Source organism: Mesorhizobium loti, from assembly GCA_014189435.1.
Lineage (GTDB): Bacteria > Pseudomonadota > Alphaproteobacteria > Rhizobiales > Rhizobiaceae > Mesorhizobium > Mesorhizobium loti_G.
On record CP050293.1, the window covers coordinates 6,665,122 to 6,684,991 of the forward strand.

17 protein-coding genes and 1 pseudogene are annotated in these 19,870 nt (G+C 63.5%); 14 read left to right on the top strand and 4 right to left on the bottom strand.

Annotated elements, in window-relative coordinates:
- Window positions 1-129: 129 nt before the first annotated feature.
- The 3 genes from rnk (at window position 130) to HB777_31980 (ending at window position 2,482) form a co-directional block, all read left to right on the top strand.
- On the top strand, window positions 130-546 hold the full coding sequence (gene rnk, locus HB777_31970) for a nucleoside diphosphate kinase regulator (protein QND68108.1): 417 nt from the start codon (window positions 130-132) through the stop codon (window positions 544-546).
- Between the two features lie 14 nt (window positions 547-560).
- Window positions 561-1,103, top strand: a complete 543-nt coding sequence (locus tag HB777_31975) for a nucleoside-diphosphate kinase (GenBank protein QND68979.1) — start codon at window positions 561-563, stop codon at window positions 1,101-1,103.
- 122 nt (window positions 1,104-1,225) lie between these two features.
- A complete protein-coding gene (locus tag HB777_31980; GenBank protein QND68109.1) occupies window positions 1,226-2,482 on the top strand; it encodes a D-amino acid dehydrogenase in 1,257 nt (418 codons plus the stop codon).
- A gap of 12 nt (window positions 2,483-2,494) precedes the next feature.
- Here HB777_31980 and HB777_31985 read toward each other — a convergent pair whose 3' ends face one another.
- The 3 genes from HB777_31985 to HB777_31995 all read right to left on the bottom strand — a co-directional run bounded on the left by HB777_31985 (window position 2,495) and on the right by HB777_31995 (window position 6,070).
- A complete protein-coding gene (locus HB777_31985; GenBank protein ID QND68110.1) occupies window positions 2,495-4,651 on the bottom strand; it encodes a phosphatidylserine/phosphatidylglycerophosphate/cardiolipin synthase family protein in 2,157 nt (718 codons plus the stop codon).
- Complete coding sequence (locus HB777_31990) at window positions 4,648-5,091, bottom strand: hypothetical protein (GenBank protein QND68111.1); 444 nt, start codon at window positions 5,089-5,091, stop codon at window positions 4,648-4,650. Before HB777_31990 ends, HB777_31985 begins: the two co-directional genes overlap by 4 nt.
- Before the next feature lie 97 nt (window positions 5,092-5,188).
- Complete coding sequence (locus tag HB777_31995) at window positions 5,189-6,070, bottom strand: LysR family transcriptional regulator (GenBank protein QND68112.1); 882 nt, start codon at window positions 6,068-6,070, stop codon at window positions 5,189-5,191.
- A gap of 387 nt (window positions 6,071-6,457) precedes the next feature.
- Here HB777_31995 and HB777_32000 point away from each other — a divergent pair.
- Together HB777_32000 and HB777_32005 are read left to right on the top strand one after the other, a co-directional pair.
- Window positions 6,458-7,955: pseudogene (locus HB777_32000) on the top strand (CoA-acylating methylmalonate-semialdehyde dehydrogenase).
- Window positions 7,956-8,282: 327 nt separating this feature from the next.
- On the top strand, window positions 8,283-8,600 hold the full coding sequence (locus HB777_32005) for a hypothetical protein (GenBank protein QND68113.1): 318 nt from the start codon (window positions 8,283-8,285) through the stop codon (window positions 8,598-8,600).
- Between the two features lie 9 nt (window positions 8,601-8,609).
- On the opposite strand, the gene HB777_32010 is transcribed toward HB777_32005, so the two are convergent.
- Window positions 8,610-9,302: a GntR family transcriptional regulator gene (locus HB777_32010; protein ID QND68114.1), complete on the bottom strand. Its 693-nt coding sequence runs from the start codon at window positions 9,300-9,302 to the stop codon at window positions 8,610-8,612.
- 69 nt (window positions 9,303-9,371) lie between these two features.
- Between HB777_32010 and HB777_32015 the strand changes: the two genes are divergently transcribed.
- The 9 genes from HB777_32015 to HB777_32055 all read left to right on the top strand — a co-directional run bounded on the left by HB777_32015 (window position 9,372) and on the right by HB777_32055 (window position 19,613).
- On the top strand, window positions 9,372-10,265 hold the full coding sequence (locus HB777_32015; GenBank protein QND68115.1) for a dihydrodipicolinate synthase family protein: 894 nt from the start codon (window positions 9,372-9,374) through the stop codon (window positions 10,263-10,265).
- Window positions 10,266-10,454: 189 nt separating this feature from the next.
- Complete coding sequence (locus HB777_32020) at window positions 10,455-11,705, top strand: FAD-binding oxidoreductase (protein QND68116.1); 1,251 nt, start codon at window positions 10,455-10,457, stop codon at window positions 11,703-11,705.
- A 30-nt stretch (window positions 11,706-11,735) separates the two neighbouring features.
- Window positions 11,736-12,737, top strand: coding sequence for a 4-hydroxyproline epimerase (locus tag HB777_32025; protein ID QND68117.1), 1,002 nt, complete (start codon window positions 11,736-11,738; stop codon window positions 12,735-12,737).
- Between the two features lie 334 nt (window positions 12,738-13,071).
- Window positions 13,072-13,974, top strand: a complete 903-nt coding sequence (locus tag HB777_32030; GenBank protein ID QND68118.1) for a branched-chain amino acid ABC transporter permease LivH — start codon at window positions 13,072-13,074, stop codon at window positions 13,972-13,974.
- 4 nt (window positions 13,975-13,978) lie between these two features.
- Window positions 13,979-15,574, top strand: a complete 1,596-nt coding sequence (gene livM, locus HB777_32035; protein ID QND68119.1) for a high-affinity branched-chain amino acid ABC transporter permease LivM — start codon at window positions 13,979-13,981, stop codon at window positions 15,572-15,574.
- Window positions 15,575-15,609: 35 nt separating this feature from the next.
- Entirely contained in the window at window positions 15,610-17,169 is a 1,560-nt protein-coding gene (locus tag HB777_32040; GenBank protein ID QND68980.1) for an ATP-binding cassette domain-containing protein, read from the top strand.
- The gene (locus HB777_32045; protein QND68120.1) at window positions 17,169-17,897 is read left to right on the top strand and encodes an ABC transporter ATP-binding protein; all 729 of its coding nucleotides are present in this window, start codon (window positions 17,169-17,171) and stop codon (window positions 17,895-17,897) included. Before HB777_32040 ends, HB777_32045 begins: the two co-directional genes overlap by 1 nt.
- Window positions 17,898-18,009: 112 nt before the next feature.
- Window positions 18,010-18,357, top strand: a complete 348-nt coding sequence (locus HB777_32050) for a hypothetical protein (protein ID QND68121.1) — start codon at window positions 18,010-18,012, stop codon at window positions 18,355-18,357.
- Window positions 18,358-18,494: 137 nt separating this feature from the next.
- Window positions 18,495-19,613, top strand: a complete 1,119-nt coding sequence (locus HB777_32055; GenBank protein ID QND68122.1) for a branched-chain amino acid ABC transporter substrate-binding protein — start codon at window positions 18,495-18,497, stop codon at window positions 19,611-19,613.
- Window positions 19,614-19,870 lie beyond the last annotated feature (257 nt).

Sequence of the window (19,870 nt, forward strand, 5' to 3'; positions counted from 1 at the left end):
CGGGGCATTTCTACCTGACATCATCATTCTCAAGCCAGACAGCTTCGCGGCTGCCGGCTTTTCATCGAGCCACCGTGTGTGCGGTGGCAGGCGCGCGTCTGTTCGATGCGCCAATTCATGAGGTTTGCCATGCAACATGCAACAGGATTGCGTCCACCGAGCCGGCTTCTGGTCAGCGATGCCGACCACAACAGGCTGACGGGCCTGGCGCGGGCGTCGCTCGACCGCGTGCCCGAGACGGCCGAAGAGCTGCTTTCGGAAATGGACCGGGCCGTCATCACGGCAGCGGCTTCCATGCCGGCCAATGTGGTGCGGATGGGTTCGACCGTGACAATCCGCGGCGATGGCGGGGAGCGCATCACGCTGGTCTATCCCGGCGAAGCCGACATCGCTGAAAACCGAATCTCGGTGCTGACGCCGATGGGGACGGCGCTTATCGGTGCGACCATCGGGCAGACAGTGCGTTGGAGCAGTCGTGGTGGCCGGGAACTGTCGTTGATCGTTGAGGCCATCGACACGTTCGCCTCCGGTCGGGAGCGATCCTGATCATGGAGGCGGTGATGACAGGCACGAATTGCCGGCTGACCACGAAGGACTTCGCCGTCCTCGAGATCATGCTGGAGCGTCGGCGGGCTTTCGCGGATCCGATCGTTCCTATGCTTGCAGACAAGCTCTCCAAAGCCGATGTCGTCGCGATCGATTCGGTCGAAGCCGATATCGTGACGCTGAACAGCAGAGTGGTGTTTCGGATCGATGCCGGCCCCGCCGAAACCCGAACCCTGGTGCAGAACGAGGTGCGTGGGCCGGTCGGCTCCAGCCTGTCGATCATGACGAGGCGGGGGCTCTGCATGCTTGGCATGGCCGAGGGCCAGACGGCATCGATCGAACAGGCCGACGGCAGGCGGGAGTCGGTCCTGATCGCGGCCGTGCTCTACCAGCCGGAGGCCGCGCGGCGGGCGGTCAGGGAGAAATCCCCAGCCGAAGTGCGGCGACCGCAGGGGCTCACCCTCGTTTACAGCGCGGCGGCCGATTGGCGGCCTCTTGGCGAGAGGGCCGGAATGCGGCAGACAGAGGATGACGACCCCGGTCCCACGGCGGCGTGAACAGGCAACAGTGCATGATCTCGAAAATCGGCATCGATTTTCGCCGGGGATCATGCGCAAATCGGAAATGCGGCCGCGTCCAGGGCGTCCTCAAGGATGTGCGGCGCGGCAAGGAGTGAACGATGAAGATCATGGTGCTGGGCGGTGGCGTCATCGGGGTGACCACGGCGTACTTTCTTGCCGAGGCCGGCCACGAGGTGACGGTTCTCGACCGCCAGAAAGGCCCGGCACTGGAAACCAGCTTCGCCAATGCCGGCGAGATATCGCCCGGCTACGCCTCGCCCTGGGCCGGCCCCGGCATTCCGCTGAAGGCGATCAAATGGCTGCTGATGAAGCATGGCCCGCTGGTGGTGCGGCCGGCCTTCGATCCGCATATGTGGACATGGCTCATCAAGATGCTGCGCAATTGCACCGCCGAGCGCTATGCCATCAACAAGGCGCGCATGGTGCCGCTCGCCGAATACAGCCGTGACACGCTGAAGGCGCTGCGCGAAGCAACCGGCATCGCCTATGACGAGCGTACCCAGGGCACGCTGCAGCTGTTTCGCACGCAAAAGCAGCTCGACGGCACCGGTGGCGATGTCGAGGTGCTGAAGAAGTATGGCGTGCCTTACGAGATCCTCGACCAGGACGGCTGTATCGCGGCGGAGCCGGGCCTGGCCGGGGTGCGCGAAAAGTTCGTCGGCGGCCTCAGGCTACCGCACGACGAGACCGGCGACTGCAAGATGTTCACCGACAGGCTGGCCGAGCTCTGTGTGGCGCGCGGCGTCAAGTTCGAATACGACGTGACGATCTGGCGTATCATCCGCAGCCGCAACCGCATTGCCAATCTCAGCACCAGCAAGGGCTGGAAAGCCGCCGACGCCTATGTGATGGCCCTGGGCAGTTATTCGGCAGGTTTCATGCGCCGGGTGAAGCGGCCGATCCCGGTCTATCCGGTGAAGGGCTATTCGATCACCGTGCCGATCAAGGACGCCGCCGCGGCACCGGTGTCGACGGTGATGGACGAGACCTACAAGGTGGCGATCACCCGGCTTGGGAACCGCATCCGGGTTGGCGGCACGGCCGAGATTTCCGGCTTTGACCTCAGGCTGCATGAATCGCGGCGGCGCACGCTGGAACACTCGGTTGGCGATCTCTTTCCGGGCGCCGGCGCCATGCGGGACGCGACGTTCTGGTGCGGGCTGCGGCCGATGACGCCGGACGGTCCGCCGCTGATCGGCCGCACCGAGCTTTCCAATCTCTATCTCAACACCGGCCACGGCACGCTCGGCTGGACGATGGCCTGCGGCTCGGGCAAGGTTCTGGCCGACATCATCTCCAGCCGGGTGCCGGACATCGATGTCCGCGACCTCGCGCAGGAGCGCTATCTGCGGTAGGGCGTGCGTTGGTCAGAAGGCCTGCCGGACCCAGTCTTCATCGAACAGCAACCGATAGGCCCACGGGATCGTCACATTGGTGGGGACCGGGTTGGAATGGGCGAGATAGTCGTCATAGATCGGCTTCATCCTGGTGTAGAAGGCCGGATCGAGCACCATCATGCCGTTCTCGGAATCGTGGAAGAAGCTGCGGTTGTTGAGGTTGACCGATGAAATGGCGACCAGCCTTTCGTCGATCATCATGATCTTGGAATGCAGCACGACGTCCGGCGCCTTGAACTCGCGGATGTTGATGCGGTCGCCATATTTCTCGACGAACAGCTTGTTGAGCGCGGTGAGGAACTTGCCGCCGATATCGCCCTTGAGATCGATGCGGCCGACAATGTCGATCCTGACGCCACGGGCGAGCGCCCGGTCGAAGGCGAGGCCAAGCTTCGGCGTCAGGTTGAGGTAGGGATTGACGATCTGGATATGGTGCTGGGCGGCGTCGACCAGCTCGACGAAGTAATCCTCCAGCGCATGGCCATCCTCGTAGGGCACCGAAATGAAGTGCCGCGCCGTGCCTGATGGGCGGGCGCCGCTGGACCGGACCGGAATGGAGAAAGGGCGCGTGAGATTGGTGTCGGCGTCGCGCAGCCACACCGTCGAAAGATGCGCGGCGAGCGTCTCGACGGTGGCCGGATCGGCAAACTCGATGTCGAAGTCGCTCCAGTTCGAATAGTAGTTCAGCGAGAATCCGTCGGTCTTGCCGTATTGCTCGAGGTCGGGATAGCGCGACAGATCGATCGGCTGGTGGAACAGGAAGCCGTCATGGATGTTGCGGCCGCCGATGATGGCGCGCGAGCGCGCGGGATCGTCAGCAAGCGTCGCCAGCATCTTGACGTGATGGACCTTGTGCAATTGTGAGATCTGCTCGTCGATCGGCGCGCCATGGTCCGCCCGCCAGCGATATTCCTGCAATTCGATATTTGGGAATTCGGCCGCCAGCCGGTGCAGCAGGGCGTCGTCCTTGTCGCGCTCCAGCACGTCGGTGACCAGGATGCGCACCTTGGTGCCAAGTGCCGCATGATGGCGGATCAGCCGTTCGATGATGCGGCCTGAGAAGTCGGCCTTGAACTCCAGCGACGACAGATAGATCAGCTTCAGCCTTGGAGCCTTGGAAAAGTCGAGCGGCAGCTCCGGGTCGCCCTTGTCGATGGCGCTGTCGGACAGCGGCGCTCCCATCAGCGCCTCGACCTTGGCGTTGAAGCCGTCGCGCGACTTGCGCAGCAGGTGCGGCTTTCCGATCGGCAAGGCACAGGTCTGCGACAGCCAGCGGCTGGCGTAGAAGGCGCGGCTGAGCGGATCGAGGCCGGTGGGGTTGGGCGTTGGGCAGCGCTCGTAGCGACTGTCGAAGGCGGCAAGCGCCGTGTCGGCGGTCTCTTCGCGCCGGATGATGAGCGGCGCGCCTGCAGGGGCAAGGCTGGAGCGGATTCTTGCCGTGCAGCGGTTCAGGCCGTCACTCGGGAACAGGCTAACACTGTCGTCCTCGCCGGAAAGGCGAAAGCGGAATGCCGTGCCCGTGGCGATGGTGTGTGAAGCGCCGCCGGCATGGATCGCCAGCGTGCCGTCGCAAGTGCCCTCGATGTCGGCCGGTTGCTTGCCGGCCTGGCGCAGCACGACCTCAACGCTGCGCGCCTGCAGGCCGGAAAAATCGAAGATCCTGGGGGCCGAAGGCCGCGCTGCCGCATCGATGTAGAGCGTTTGCCGCGACACCCGCCAACGGCCGTCGAAATGGCCCTCGCCGCTGCTGGCGCCGGCCGGCGGCAGATGCGTTTCCGCGACCGGCCCGGCCAGTTGTTGCAGTGTCCGGTAGGTCGCCTGGAAATCGCTGTTGGCGATCTCACGGCGGTCGTGACCGAAAGGGCCGGTGCCGTTGGCGCGGTCCATGGCACCGAGCTGGTGGTGGGCAAGCAGCGCCAGGAACCGCTTTTCGTAGTCGCTGGTGCCGGCGTCGCCGAAAAACTGCGCGGCGGCGACTTGCGGCCCGGCTGTCATGGCCGATAGCGAGGGTCGCGCGCAGGCGCTCTGGCCTTGCAGGAGATCGCAGGCATTGCGGCCAGCACCGGCACAGCCGGCAAGGACAGCCAGCCCGAACAGAACGATGGCGATGGATCTGCAGCCCTTCACCCGGTCGCCCCGGCCTTCAGGGCGCTCAATTGCGCCGGGTCGCGCGGTGGCATGAAGCCCTGCGGGAAGACCTTGCAGACCGGAATGGCGAAGGTGGCGATCAGCAGTTCGGCCTCGCCGCGCATTTTGCGCGGCGCTGTCTTGTCGTCGCGTATCGCTTTCGCCGAGGCGACGAGGGTGCCGTCGCAGTCACAATGGTTGTGGCGGGCGATGTAGCAGGCGTCATGTGTCCGGCAGGCCGCGTCGAGGCGGTTGACCGGTCGGGCCGAGAGATCGCCGGTGCGGGTGCCGGGGCCGCAATAATTGCCGAAGACGAAAGGCGAAGGCCGCGCCATGGCGCTGCGGATCGGTTTGGGCAGTTCGGCCTCCGGCACCTTGGTCCACGGATTGGCGCAAGCGGAAACGAAAAGCAGCGACAGGATGGCAAGAACGGCTCGCATGTCTATCCGCGCCAGCTTTCTGAAAGATGTCCCTACGCGGCGATCGCACGCCTGATGCCACACTCGCCGGTTTTGTGGCAAGGAAAAGGCGGCACGGCTAAACGAACAGGTTTCGCTCCCGCTCCACCGCCTTGGTGATGAAGCTGGCGACGATCTGGACGCGGCGCAGGGGTCTCACCGATTCATGATAGACCAGCCAGTAGGCGCGGCGGATCGGCGCGACAACATCGACGGACACAAGTTCCGGCATCGAGCGGGCGACGAAGGTGTGCAGGATGCCGATGCCGGCGCCCGAGCGCACCGCTTCGGCCTGGCCGAGCGCCGAGGAGATGGCGAAGCTGGTGCGCCAGTCGGCGCTGAATTCGGCTGCGTAGTCGAGCGAGGGGCTGACGATAAGGTCCGGCACATAACCGATGAGCGTGTGCTGGCCAAGCTCGGCTGCGGTTTTGGGCAAACCATGCACTTCAGCATAGTCGCGCGAGGCAAACAGGCCTAGCGAATAGTCGACCAGCTTTCCCGCCACCAGTCGGCCCTCCGTCGGCCGCTCGACGGTGATGGCGATGTCCGCCTCGCGGCGCGACAGGGAGAAGGAGCGCGGCACCGGCACCAGCTGGATCGTCAGTTCGCGGTGCAGCGCGGTCAGCGCGCCGAGGCGCTTGGCCAGGAAGGCGACGCCAAACCCGTCGGGTGCACCGATGCGCACCGTGCCGGAGACATCGTCGCCTTCGCCGGCAATTGTCGAACGCGCGGCGATCATGTCGCCCTCCATGCGTTCGGCAATGTCGAGAAAACGCTCGCCGGCAGGCGTCAGCTCGCTGCCGGTGGTCAGCCGGCGAAACAGTTTTGTGCGCAGCGCATCCTCGAGCGCGGCGATGCGGCGCGAGACGGTGGCGTGGTTGAGCTCCAGCCGCTTGGCCGCGCCAAGGATCTGGCCGGCGCGAGCCACGGCAAGGAAGATGCGGACGTCATCCCAGTTCATCTTACCCACACCCTTGTGGGGGTCCGAAGGACGGGCGGGACCCGAGGCTCGCCCCGGTAGATCGATCCGCGTAGCGGAGCGGGGGTGACGCTGGCGCTAGACCCCCACCCCGTCGAACGATCTCCGCTTCGCTCCGACCGCTCGCCGACCCTCCCCACAAGGGGGAGGGTGAAGGCTGGTGAGATGTCCGGCAGGACACAAGGGGGCGCGAAGGAACTCAACCTGTCAATCCTCGGGCGTCGTCTCGGAATAAGCATCATTTGCGGGAATTGATGCTCACGCGTCAATCGTTATCTACTTTTCGCACAACGGTTGCGTTCTCCGTCGCGTTGCCATCCGCCGGCCAAAGGCGGACAATGCTGCATCACAAACAAAGGGAGAGAGATCATGATCGACTACGGTCATTTCATCGGCGGCAAGCATGTCGCCGGGACCAGCGGCCGCAAGCAGGATGTCATGCAGCCGATGGACGGCTCCGTGCGCGGCACGGTGGCGCTGGCTTCGCAGGCGGAACTGCGTGCGGCGGTGGAGGATGCCAAGGCTGCGCAGCCGAAATGGGCCGCGACCAACCCGCAGCGCCGCGTGCGCGTGCTGATGAAGTTCCTCGAACTGGTCGCCCGCGACTATGACGAACTGGCCGACATCCTGGCGCGTGAGCACGGCAAGACCATCGCCGACGCCAAGGGCGACATCCAGCGCGGCCTCGAAGTGGTCGAAGTCTGCATCGGCGCGCCGCACATGATGAAGGGCGAATTCACCGACGGCGCCGGTCCCGGCATCGACGTCTATTCGATGCGCCAGCCGCTCGGCGTTGTCGCCGGCATCACGCCGTTCAACTTCCCGGCGATGATCCCGCTGTGGAAGATCGCGCCGGCCATCGCCTGCGGCAACGCCTTCATCCTGAAGCCGTCGGAGCGTGACCCGGGTGTGCCGATGCGCATTGCCGAACTGTTCCTCGAGGCTGGCCTCGCCGGCAGGCATCCTCAACGTCGTCAATGGCGACAAGGACGTCGTCGACGCCATCCTCGACGATCCCGACATCAAGGCCATCGGCTTTGTCGGCTCGACGCCGATCGCCCATTACATCTATTCGCGTGGCACCGCCGCCGGCAAGCGCGTGCAGTGCTTCGGCGGTGCCAAGAACCACATGATCATCATGCCCGACGCCGACATGGACCAGACCGTCGACGCACTGATCGGCGCCGGCTACGGCTCGGCCGGCGAACGCTGCATGGCGATTTCGGTTGCCGTCCCGGTCGGCAACGACACCGCCAACCGGCTGATGGAAAAGCTGATCCCGCGCGTCGAAAGCCTGAAGGTCGGTCCTTCGACCGACTCTTCCGCCGATTTCGGCCCGCTGGTGACGCGCCAAGCCCTGGAGCGGGTCAAGGGTTATGTCGACACCGGCGTCAAGGAAGGCGCCAAGCTCGTCGTCGACGGCCGCGGCTTCTCGATGCAGGGCTATGAAGACGGCTACTATATGGGCGGCTGCCTGTTCGACAACGTCACCGCTGACATGCGCATCTACAAGGAAGAGATTTTTGGGCCGGTGCTCTCGGTGGTGCGCGCGCCGACCTATGAGAGCGCGATCAAGCTCGCCAACGACCACGAAATGGGCAATGGCGTCGCCATCTTCACCCGCGACGGCGATGCCGCGCGCGACTTTGCAAGCCGTGTCCAGGTCGGCATGGTCGGTATCAACGTACCGATCCCGGTGCCGATTGCCTACTACACGTTCGGCGGCTGGAAAGCATCGTCCTTCGGTGACCTCAACCAGCATGGCCCCGATGCCTTCCGCTTCTACACCAAGACCAAGACGGTGACCTCGCGCTGGCCGTCCGGCATCAAGGACGGTGCGGAATTCGTCATCCCGACGATGAACTAGCCGGACGATTTTCTAGGCTGTGCGTCCTCGCCTGCGGCTGCGGGCGCGCGATGAACTAGCCGGACAACCGGAACACCGAACGGGCGCCCATGGGCGCCCGTTCGCATTCGACGCCACTGGCGATGCCAGGGCGATGGCGAGTGCTTGTTTTCGCATCGGGACCTCACCATATCGACTCCAGGGAATGCGATAAAGTTCCCTGATGACAGACCGGAAACCAGAAGGAGTGACGTGATGAAGACGTCGAATCCGGCCTGGAACGTACCGGCATATTGAGGCTGCCCATGTGCCTCCCTTGCCGGAACGCCAAGGCGAAGGAGGTGCCAGATGGCACACAAATTTTCGTTTCGATGGATCAGGATAGCCGCGATCGGCGCCGCGCTGGCGCTGTCGACGCTATCCGCGCAGGCGCAGTTCATCTGCGGCGGCCACAGTGATCTTGTCGCGGGATTGGCGCAGGCCTTCCAGCAAAAGCAGATCGGCTACGGTGTGGTCGGGCAAGCCGCCATTGTCGAGGTCTATGTTTCGGCAAGCGGGACATGGACCATGCTGGTGACCGACGTGCAGGGCCGAAGCTGCATCTTCGCGACCGGTGACGGATGGGAGAATACCGTCGCCGTCACCGCGACGGCGCAAGGGATCTGAACCGTTCGATCAGCGCGTTGCGGCCACCTCGGCGTGACCACGCAGCAGCGCCATCAGGCGCTTGGCGTCCTTGGCGGCGGCCTCCTCGTCGCCGTCGAGGATCGAGCGGATCAGCGCGACATGGTGCTCGGCGGATTCGGCAAGACCTGTGTCGGCCTTGTAGCGGAACCAGAAGCGGCGGCTGTGGGTCTGCAAAGGGGCGGCCAAACGGGCGGCGAACGGATTGTCGGCGGCCAGCGCCAGCGCTTCGTCGAGCGCCTTGTCGGCCTGGATGAAGGCAAGCACGTTGCCTGAGATCACCGCTTTCTGCATGGCGAGCGCTGCTTCGTGAAACAGGTCGGCGGCCTCGCGGGTAACGAAGCGGGCGGCCGAGCGGGCCAGGACCACCTCGACGCCACGACGCGCATCGAGCACGCGCAGCCAGTCGCCGGGATGGAGCGGCGCGATCGCGATGCCGGCGCGCGGCCGCACGTCGAGCAGCCCTTCCCAGGCCAGGCGCTGGATAGCCTCGCGCACCGGCGTGCGACCAAGCCCGAGCCTGTCGATCAGGGCGCCCTCGGTGACGAAGCTTGCCGGGGCCAGTTCGAGCGTGACGATCATGTGCTCGAGCACGTGGTAGGCCCTGGTCGCGGCCGGCTCGGTCGGGGTGCTTGCTTCCATGGATATCAAACGCGCTCTCCTGATATATCTTGAATATATCATAACGGAATCCGTATTGACAGGCAGTTTCTTAACAGATATATGGCTGATATATCAGATGGAGCAATGATCATGTGGACCGGAGTTTTTCCTGCCGTCACGACCAAATTCACCGCGGATGATCGTCTCGATCATGCCGAGATGGAGCGCTGCTTCACCCTGCAGATGGAGGCCGGCTGCGACGGTATCATCGTCTGCGGATCGCTCGGCGAAGGGCCGATGCTGTCGCCCGACGAGAAGATCGAGGTGCTGAAGACCGCGCAGAAAGTTGCCGGCAAGAAGCCGGTGCTGCTGACCGTCAACGAGGCCGGCACCCGAGAGGCCGCCAGCATTGCCAAGCGCGCGGCCAAGGAAGGCGCTAACGGCCTGATGGTGGTGCCGAGCCCTATCTACCACACCAATGCGGAAGAGACGGTCGCGGCTCTGCGCGCGGTCGCGCAGGCCGGCGACCTGCCGGTCATGATCTACTCCAACCGGCTCGCCTACCGCGTCGACGTCACCGTCGACCAGATGGAGGAGCTGGCGTCGGACAAGCGCTTTGTCGCGATCAAGGAATCCTCGGACGACATCCGCCGTTCGACCGAGATCATCAATCGCCTGGGTACTCGCTACGACCTGTTCACCGGTGTCGACAATCTGGCCTTCGAGGCGCTGTCGGTCGGCGCCATCGGCTGGGTGGCAGGACTGGTCACCGCGTTCCCCCGCGAGACCGTCGCCATCTACCAGCTGATGAAGCAGGGCCGCCGCGAAGAGGCGCTCGGCATCTACCGCTGGTTCCGGCCGCTGCTCGATCTCGACGTCTCGACCTATCTGGTCCAAAACATCAAGCTTGCCGAAGTGTTCGCGATCAACACAAATGACCGCGTGCGCATGCCGCGCCAGCCGCTGTCGGGCGAGCGCCGCAAGGCAGTCGAGAAGATCATCAAGGACGCACTCGCGGTTCGGCCGACACTGCCGAAGTTCTAAGGATCGCAATGTCGCAGCCCCCCTCATCCGGCCGCTGCGCGGCCACCTTCTCCCCGAGGGGAGAAGAGGTCGCCAACGCCGGCGTCAGCCTCTTCTCCCCACTGGGAGAAGGTGGCCCGAAGGGCCGGATGAGGGGGCTGGCTGCAAAGATCGATACGGAAGCCGGGACATGCCGCACGGTGCGCGGCCATGATCGCCGATGCTACAATCGACATCGCCATCATCGGTGGCGGCATCATCGGCATCTGCGCTGCCGCCTCTCTGGCCGAGGCGGGACGCAAGGTCACGATCTTCGATCGCACGGGCATCTGCGAGGAGACGAGCTCCGGCAATGCCGCTGCCTTTGCCTTTTCCGATGTGCTGCCGCTGGCCCACAAGGGCATGATGCGGCAATTGCCGAAATGGCTGGCCGATCCGCTCGGACCGCTCAGCATCCCGCCCGCCTATCTGCCGAAGCTTCTGCCCTGGCTGGTCCGCTTCTGGCGCGCCGGTGCGCCGGGAAAATACGAGGCGAGCCTTGCCGCTCAAGCCGGCATGATGAAGCTCGCCGAAGCGGAATGGATGGGCCTGCTCGATCGCTCGGGTACGCGGTCGATGCTGCGCGAGGACGGTTCGCTCGAGCTTTACGAAAGCGAGGCCGAGTTTCAGGCAGGGCTGTCCGGCTGGGCGGCGCGTGAGCGTTTCGGCATCGGTTTTCGCCATGTCGAGGGCGAGGAACTGGCCGCCTTGCAGCCGGGGCTGTCGCCGCGCTTCATCAAAGGCACGTTCGTGCCGGGATGGAAGACGGTCGCCGATCCAAAATTGCTCGGCAAAGCGGTGTGGGCCCATGCGCAGGCCAAGGGCGCCCGCTTTGAGCTGGCTCGGATCGGCCAAGTCGCGGCGGATCAGAATGGTGCAACACTGACGTTGGGAGACGGAACGACTAGGCAGGCCCGACACCTCGTCGTCGCCGCCGGTGCCTGGTCGCATCTGCTGGCGAGGCAGCTCGGCGATCGCATTCCGCTGGAAACCGAGCGCGGCTACAACACGACGTTGCCGACGAGTGCCTTCGACGTGAAGCGGATGCTGATCTTCTCCGGTCATGGCTTCGTCATCACGCCGCTCGAAACGGGCCTGCGCGTCGGCGGCGCCGTGGAACTTGGCGGCATCGAGCGGCCGCCTAATTATGCCAGGTCGAAGGCGCTGCTGCAGAAGGCGCAAAAATTCCTGCCGGGGCTCGATCCCTCGGGCGGTCGCGAATGGATGGGGTTCCGTCCCTCGCTGCCGGATTCAGTGCCCGTCATCGGCGGCGCGCCGGGAAAGCGGTCGGTGGTTTATGCCTTCGGCCACGGCCATCTCGGCCTGACCCAGGCGGCCGCCACCGGACGGTTGATCAGGGATCTCGTCCTGGGGCAGACTCCGCCGATCGATCTGGCTCCCTTCAGTCCACAACGATTCTGATTTTTCGGGTTTTGTTCTTCGAGGAGCGTCATGGCCAAGAAATCCTTCTTCTGCATAGACGGCCACACCTGCGGCAATCCGGTGCGGCTGGTCGCCGGGGGCGGCCCGCTGCTGCAGGGCTCGACGATGATGGAGCGGCGGGCGCATTTTCTGGCCGAGTATGACTGGATCCGCACCGGGCTGATGTTCGAGCCGCGCGGCCATGATGTGATGTCCGGCTCGATCCTCTATCCGCCGACGCGCGAGGATTGCGACATCGCCATCCTGTTCATCGAAACCTCCGGCTGCCTGCCGATGTGCGGTCATGGCACCATCGGCACGGTGACGATGGCGATTGAGCACGGACTGATCAAGCCGAAGACGCCGGGCGTGCTTCGGCTCGACACGCCGGCCGGCCTCGTCATCGCCGAGTACAAGCAGGTCGGCGACTATGTCGAGGAAGTGCGCATCACCAACGTGCCCTCCTTCCTCTACGCCGAGGGGCTGACGGTCGAATGCCCGCAGCTCGGCGAAATCACCGTCGACGTCGCCTATGGCGGCAATTTCTACGCCATCGTCGAGCCGCAGGCGAACTACCGCGACATGGCCGACTATTCGGCGGGCGACTTCATCGCCTGGAGCCCGGTGGTCCGGCAGCGGCTCAACGAGAAATATTCCTTCGTGCATCCCGAGAACCCGGGCATCAACCGGCTGTCGCACATGCTGTGGACCGGCAAGCCGACCGACCCCGAGGCCGACGCCCGCAATGCCGTGTTCTACGGCGACAAGGCGATCGACCGCTCACCCTGCGGCACCGGCACCTCGGCGCGCATGGCGCAGCTTCATGCCAAGGGCAGGCTCAAGGCCGGAGACAGTTTTGTCCATGAATCGATCATCGGCTCGCTGTTCAGGGGCAAGGTCGAAAAGGACGTCACCGTCGCCGGTAAACCGGCCATCATTCCCTCGATCGGCGGCTGGGCGCGGATGACCGGATTGAACACCATCTTCATCGACGACCGCGATCCGTTCGCGCATGGTTTTGTCGTCAAGTGAAGGGAAACCTGACCCAACGGAAAGGAACAGAACGAAAAACGGATTGTGTCAGCAACGCAACGATTCTTCTCATCACCTAATTTTGACGGCGATTTCTTCGAAACGGGGCGCATGATGCGGCCGAATCGTCAAAGACATTGCGTTATGCCAATGGTAGGGTCCGCGATAGTCCAGGGGTCGGATGGGAGAAAACGGGCAATCGGACGGCGTGCCGCGAAAACACGCATGACGATTGAAAAATGACGTTGCAATCCGGGCTCGAAACTTTACGACTAGGGGAAATACGAAAAGGAATGCGTCTGCATGGGCGACATTCCAGGGGAGCCATGTACACATGCAGTACTTTGTCCAGCAGCTTATCAACGGGCTGACGCTGGGGTCCATCTATGGGCTGATCGCGATCGGCTACACGATGGTCTACGGCATCATCGGCATGATCAACTTCGCCCATGGCGACATCTTCATGGTGGGCGCTTTCACGGCGCTGATCGTCTTCCTCGTCCTCGGCGCGCTGTTCTATTCGGTGCCGGTGGTCATCGCGCTGCTGGTCATGATGATCGTGGCGATGCTGCTCACCAGCCTCTACAACTGGACGATCGAAAAGGTGGCCTACCGGCCGCTGCGCGGTTCGTTCCGGCTGGCGCCGTTGATCACCGCCATCGGCATGTCGATCGCGCTGTCGAACTTCGTCCAGGTGACGCAAGGGCCGCGCAACAAGCCGATCCCGCCGATGGTCAGCCAGGTGTACAACATCAACGGCATCAGCGTGTCGCTGAAGCAGATCATCATCGTCGTCGTCACCGCGCTGTTGCTGGCGCTGTTCTGGTACCTGGTCAACAGGACATCGCTGGGTCGGGCGCAAAGAGCGTGCGAGCAGGACCGCAAGATGGCGGCGTTGCTCGGCATCGACGTCGACCGCACGATCTCGATCACCTTCATCATGGGTGCGGCGCTCGCCGCCGTCGCCGGCACGCTGTTCCTGATGTATTACGGCGTCATCGCCTTCTCCGACGGCTTCACGCCGGGTGTGAAAGCCTTCACCGCCGCGGTGCTGGGCGGCATCGGCTCGCTGCCGGGCGCGGTGCTCGGCGGGCTGATGATCGGCTTCATCGAGAGCATGTGGTCGGCCTATTTCTCGATCGACTACAAGGACGTCGCGGCGTTCTCGATCCTGGCGATCGTGCTGATCTTCCTGCCTTCCGGCATTCTGGGCCGGCCAGAAGTCGAAAAGGTCTGAGATCATGGCCGTCACTGTATCTCCGGAGCGCGACGTCGTCGCCACCCCCGTGCAGCGCGCGCTTAAGGAAGCGTTCTATGCCGGCGCCATATCGCTTGGCCTGTTCGTGCTGTTCATCGGCCTGAAGACCGGCCAGAACATTTCCAATGAACTGGTCGTGACGACGCGCTGGGGCCTGCTCGCCGCAGTGGTGGTCGCCACGGCCGTCGGACGCTTCCTCTATGTCGCCTATGGCCAGCCCTTCATGGCCAGCCAGAAGATAACCAACGTTGCCACCGGCCTGTTGCCGGCCAGCGTGGCGTCACGGTTCTTCCAGCTGCCGTGGTTCATCGCGGCTGTTGTCGCGGCGGTGCTGCTGTTCGTTCTCAACAACTCTCTCGCCGGATGGGTGGGAGCAGAACCAGCCGGCTATCTGCAATTCCTGCGCGCCCTGGCGATCATCTATGTGCTGGCTTGCGTGATCTACTACTTCCGCGCCTTCATCCATACAAACTTCACCAAATTGGGCATCACAGCGCTGGTGCTGTACCCGATCCTCGTGGTCGCGGTGCTGTCGCTGAACGCCTGGTCGATCGCCAGCGGGCTGCAGGGTTCGCTGAAATGGGTCGACAATTTCGGCATCCAGATCCTGATCTATGTGATGCTGGCCTGGGGCCTGAACATCGTCGTCGGCCTCGCCGGCCTGCTCGATCTCGGCTACGTCGCCTTCTATGCACTTGGCGCCTATGCCTATGCGCTTCTCGCCACGCAATTTGGTCTGTCGTTCTGGATCCTGTTGCCGGCCGCGGGCGCCATGGCGGCGCTGTGGGGCGTGCTGCTCGGCTTCCCGGTGCTGCGCCTGCGGGGCGATTATCTGGCGATCGTGACGCTGGCTTTCGGCGAGATCATCCGCCTGGTGCTCATCAACTGGCGCGAGGTCACCAACGGATCGGCCGGCATTTCCGGCATTCCCAAGGTCAGCTTCTTCGGCCTGATGTCGTTCAACGTGTCAGACCCGAACTACATCGCCAAGGTGCTGCACATCGCCCAGTCGGGCGCCTACTATAAGATTTTCCTCTATTATCTGATCCTGGGCCTGTGCCTGCTCACCGCCTTCGTCACCATCAGGCTGCGGCGTCTGCCGGTCGGCCGTGCCTGGGAAGCGTTGCGTGAGGATGAGATCGCCTGCCGGTCGCTGGGCATCAATACGACGACGACCAAGCTCACGGCTTTTGCCACGGGCGCCATGTTCGGCGGCTTCGCCGGCTCGTTCTTCGCCGCGCGGCAAGGCTTCGTCAGCCCGGAATCCTTCGTCTTCCTGGAATCGGCTATCATCCTGGCGATCGTGGTGCTCGGCGGCATGGGTTCGCTGGTCGGTATCGCCGTTGCCGCGATGGTGATGATTGGCGGCACCGAGGCGCTGCGTGAACTCGACTTCCTCAAGCAGATCTTTGGGCCGGACTTCACGCCGGAACTCTACCGCATGCTTCTGTTCGGCATGGCCATGGTCATCGTGATGCTGTGGAAGCCGCGCGGCTTCGTCGGCAGTCGTGAACCAACCGCCTTCCTCAAGGAGCGAAGAGCTGTCTCCGGTTCCTTCACCAAGGAGGGCCACGGCTGATGAATGCGAACCCTATTCAGAAAGCCAATCCGGGCATGAACGACGCCATCCTGCAGGTCGATCATCTGTCGATGAAGTTCGGTGGCCTGGTGGCCATCGGCGACCTGTCCTTCGCCGCCAAGCGCGGCGAGATCACCGCGCTGATCGGCCCCAACGGCGCCGGCAAGACCACCGTGTTCAACTGCATCACCGGCTTCTACAAGCCGTCGGAAGGCATGATCACGCTGAACCGGAACGACGGTTCGAGCTTCCTGCTCGAGCGGTTGCCCAACCATGAGATCCCGGCGCGCGCCAAGGTGGCGCGCACCTTCCAGAACATCCGCCTGTTTTCGGGCATGACGCTGCTGGAGAACCTTTTGGTCGCCCAGCACAACAAGCTGATGAAGGCCTCGGGCTATACGGTGCTCGGCCTGTTCGGCTTCAGCGGCTACCGCAAGGCCTCGGCCGAATCGATAGAGCTTGCCAAGCACTGGCTGGAGAAGGCCGACCTCGTCGATCGAGCCGACGATCCGGCCGGCGACCTGCCCTATGGCGCGCAGCGGCGGCTCGAGATCGCCCGCGCCATGTGCACGGGGCCGGAGCTTCTGTGCCTCGACGAGCCGGCGGCTGGCCTCAACCCGAAGGAATCGGCGGCACTCAACGAACTGTTGATCGATATCAAGAAGACATCAGGCACCTCGATCCTGTTGATCGAGCATGACATGTCGGTGGTCATGCAGATCTCCGACCATGTCGTGGTGCTGGAATATGGCCGCAAGATCTCCGACGGCAGTCCGCAATCGGTACGCACCGACCCGCGCGTCATCGCCGCCTATCTCGGTGTCGACGACGAGGAAGTCGAGGCGGTCCTTACCGAAGTCGGCGACGAAGACGTCATCGAACAGCTCGATACCGGGCCGGATGCCGCGCATGGTCCGGGGACATCGTCTTCGTATCTCGCCGGGCCGGTGACCGACACGGTCGGTCACAGTTCAGGCGAGCGGGTTACGGTGGCAAAGGGCGCGTCAAAGGCCGGTCAGGTCGACGCGAGATCGCTCGCCGCGGCAAACAAGGCTGCCTCGCTGGCAGCGGTACCGGCTGAGAAGTCCGCTCCGGCGGCGAAGGCAAAGCCTGCTCCGAAAGCGTCGTCAAAGGCCACCACCGGGACGGCGGTGAAGTCGACCGCGCCGGCCAAGCCGGCAGCCAAGACCCCTGCGGTGAAGGCCCCTGCGGCGACGGCTGGCGGAATCTCCAATCGGCTGGCGGCGCCTCGCGGCGGCAAGGCCGACAACCTGACCCGCATCAAGGGCATCGGTACCGTCAACGAGAAGAAGCTCAACGATCACGGCATCTTCCACTTCGACCAGATCGGAGCCTGGAAAAAGGCCGACGTCGAGGCCGCCGAAGCCTATCTGGCCTTTGACGGACGCATCGCGCGCGAGGAATGGGTCAAGCAGGCCAAGCTGCTCGGCCAAGGCAAGGACACGGAATTCTCGCGCCGTGTCGATGAGGGCAAGGTGGCGACCAGCCATGCTTCCGGAAAGACTGCAAATGCAGCTTCGGGAAAGACTGCTGCCGCCAAGCCTGTGGCTGGCAAGCGTGGAGGGGGCAAGTGATGGCCGCGACGACGCTGCTCGATATCAAGGGCGTGCAGACCTATTACGGCAACATCCGGGCCCTGAACGGCGTCGATGTCACCGTCAAGCAGGGTGAGATCGTGGCGCTGATCGGCGCCAACGGCGCCGGCAAGTCGACGCTGATGATGACCATTTTCGGCGCGCCTCGGGCTCGTGCGGGCACCATCACCTTTGCCGGCACCGACATCACCCAGATGCCGACGCATGAGATAGCGCGCATGCGCATCGCCCAGTCGCCCGAGGGCCGGCGCATCTTTCCGCGCATGACGGTGATGGAAAACCTGCAGATGGGCGCCAGCCTCGACAACCTCAAGCATTATGACGAGGACGTCGAGAAGGTGTTCACGCTGTTTCCGCGGCTGAAGGAGCGCATCGCCCAGCGCGGCGGCACGCTGTCGGGCGGCGAGCAGCAGATGCTGTCGATCGGACGCGCGCTGATGGCGCGGCCGAAGCTGCTGCTGCTCGACGAGCCGTCGCTGGGTCTGGCGCCGCTGATCGTCAAGCAGATCTTCGACGCCATCCGCGAACTGAACCGCACGCAGGGGCTGACCGTGTTCCTGGTCGAGCAGAACGCCTTCGGCGCGCTGAAACTCGCCACGCGCGGCTATGTCATGGTCAACGGCAATGTGACGATGAGCGGCACCGGCAAGGAGCTGCTCGCCAATCCGGAAGTGCGCGCCGCCTATCTTGAAGGCGGACACCACTGAGTTTGGAGCGGAATGTGTGCATGCGGTATTCCGCTCCAAGTTGTTTGTTTGTCGCATGATCTTTGTCCGAAAAGTCTGCAACTTTTCGGGATCATGCTAGGGAGACTTCACCATGCAGGGCATTCTCTACGAGGAGCCGTCGATCTGGCAATTCTTCTTCGTCACCTGTCTGCTGGGCGGCTGGGCGGCCTGGATGACCGGCAAGGCCAGCGCCCAGACATGGCGCAGCTTCATCCAGCTGTTCGCCTATATGCTGGGCCTCGGCATCGGCATCCGCTTCATCCATCACGCGCTGTTCGGCGGCACGATGTTCTCGCTGCACTATTACATCGTCGACACCATCGTGCTGATGATCCTCGGCTTCATCGGCTATCAATACACGCGTACCAACCAGATGGTGACGCAGTATAATTGGCTCTACGAAAGAGCTTCAATCTTGAGCTGGAAACCGAAAGGTTGAGGTTCATCATTAACGCCGCCTCGGAATTGAATCGGCGTGACAAGTGCCTGAAAATCGGCAAACTATGCTTTCTGCGATAAGGGTGGGCATCGCATGAAAGCTTCATCCACGCCCACTCCGTAAATGGGAGCGTTTAAATGAAAAAGTCACTTTTGTCCGCCGTCGCCCTGACCGCGCTTGTCGCGTTCGGTGGTGCCGCGTGGGCTGACGTCCTGGTCGGCGTTGCCGGCCCGATCACCGGTCCGAACGCCGCCTTCGGCGCACAGCTTCAGAAGGGTGCGGAAGCGGCTGTCGCCGACATCAATGCCAAGGGCGGCATCAACGGCGAGCAGATCAAGCTCGAAGTCGGCGACGACGTCTCCGATCCGAAGCAGGGCATCTCGGTCGCCAACAAGTTCGTCGGCGACGGCGTCAAGTTCGTGGTCGGCCACTTCAACTCGGGCGTCTCGATCCCGGCATCGGAAGTCTATGCGGAAAACAATATCGTCGAAGTGACGCCGGCCGCGACCAACCCGCAGTTCACCGAACGCGGCCTGTGGAACGTGTTCCGCACCTGCGGACGCGATGACCAGCAGGGTAGCATCGCCGGCGCTTATCTCGCCGCGAACTTCAAGGATGCCAAGATCGCCGTCGTTCACGACAAGACCACCTACGGCCAGGGCCTTGCCGACGAGACCAAGAAGGCGATGAACGCCAAGGGCCTGACGGAAGTCATGTATGAAGGCATCAATGTCGGCGACAAGGACTTCTCGGCGCTGATCGCCAAGATGAAGGAAGCCGGCGTTACCATCATCTATTGGGGCGGCCTGCACACCGAAGCCGGCCTGATCATCCGTCAGGCGGCTGACCAGGGCCTCAAGGCGACGCTGGTCTCCGGCGATGGCATCGTGTCGAACGAGCTGGCTTCGATCGCGGGCGACGCGGTTGCGGGCACGCTCAACACGTTCGGCCCGGATCCGCGCCTGATCCCCGCCAACAAGGAACTCGTCGAGAAGTTCCGCGCGCAGGGCTTCGAGCCGGAAGCCTATACGCTCTACGCTTACGCCGCCGTGCAGGCGATCGCCGAAGCAGCGACCGCTGCCAAGTCGAACGACCCGCAGGAAGTTGCCAAGGCGCTGCATGCGAACGGCCCGTTCAAGACCGTGCTCGGCGACCTGTCCTATGACGCCAAGGGCGACCCGACGCTGCCCGGCTACGTCATCTACGAATGGAAGAAGGGCGACGACGGCAAGTACACCTACATCCAGAAGATGTAAGCTCGTCAGTCTCCAGATTTTACGGATGCCCGGCGCTTCGCGCCGGGCATTTTTCTTTGAGCCGCGCTCACGTTCAGAGGGTCCGGCAAGCCGATACTGCCGGGCCTTTAGCCGGAAAATGATCATGCCTGGAATGGCAGCGGCAGCACTTTCTTGCGCCTTCGAATGAATGCGACCGACTTTGTCGCAAAGATTCCATTTCAATCGGTTTAAATGCGAGTCAATTTTGTTTGCGCTGCAGCATTTTCACGCTAATC

Bases quoted from the DNA above. Each gene is read 5' to 3' on its own strand.
- HB777_31980 (QND68109.1), top strand. From the start codon at position 1,226: ATGAAGATCATGGTGCTGGGCGGTGGCGTCATCGGGGTGACCACGGCG.
- livM (QND68119.1), top strand. From the start codon at position 13,979: ATGGCCGTCACTGTATCTCCGGAGCGCGACGTCGTCGCCACCCCCGTG.
- HB777_32045 (QND68120.1), top strand. From the start codon at position 17,169: ATGGCCGCGACGACGCTGCTCGATATCAAGGGCGTGCAGACCTATTAC.
- HB777_32010 (QND68114.1), bottom strand. From the start codon at position 9,302: ATGATATATTCAAGATATATCAGGAGAGCGCGTTTGATATCCATGGAA.
- HB777_32055 (QND68122.1), top strand. From the start codon at position 18,495: ATGAAAAAGTCACTTTTGTCCGCCGTCGCCCTGACCGCGCTTGTCGCG.
- HB777_32015 (QND68115.1), top strand. From the start codon at position 9,372: ATGTGGACCGGAGTTTTTCCTGCCGTCACGACCAAATTCACCGCGGAT.
- HB777_31990 (QND68111.1), bottom strand. From the start codon at position 5,091: ATGCGAGCCGTTCTTGCCATCCTGTCGCTGCTTTTCGTTTCCGCTTGC.
- HB777_32025 (QND68117.1), top strand. From the start codon at position 11,736: ATGGCCAAGAAATCCTTCTTCTGCATAGACGGCCACACCTGCGGCAAT.
- rnk (QND68108.1), top strand. From the start codon at position 130: ATGCAACATGCAACAGGATTGCGTCCACCGAGCCGGCTTCTGGTCAGC.
- HB777_32030 (QND68118.1), top strand. From the start codon at position 13,072: ATGCAGTACTTTGTCCAGCAGCTTATCAACGGGCTGACGCTGGGGTCC.
- HB777_31995 (QND68112.1), bottom strand. From the start codon at position 6,070: ATGAACTGGGATGACGTCCGCATCTTCCTTGCCGTGGCTCGCGCCGGC.
- HB777_32040 (QND68980.1), top strand. From the start codon at position 15,610: ATGAACGACGCCATCCTGCAGGTCGATCATCTGTCGATGAAGTTCGGT.
- HB777_31975 (QND68979.1), top strand. From the start codon at position 561: ATGACAGGCACGAATTGCCGGCTGACCACGAAGGACTTCGCCGTCCTC.
- HB777_32050 (QND68121.1), top strand. From the start codon at position 18,010: ATGCAGGGCATTCTCTACGAGGAGCCGTCGATCTGGCAATTCTTCTTC.
- HB777_32020 (QND68116.1), top strand. From the start codon at position 10,455: ATGATCGCCGATGCTACAATCGACATCGCCATCATCGGTGGCGGCATC.
- HB777_32005 (QND68113.1), top strand. From the start codon at position 8,283: ATGGCACACAAATTTTCGTTTCGATGGATCAGGATAGCCGCGATCGGC.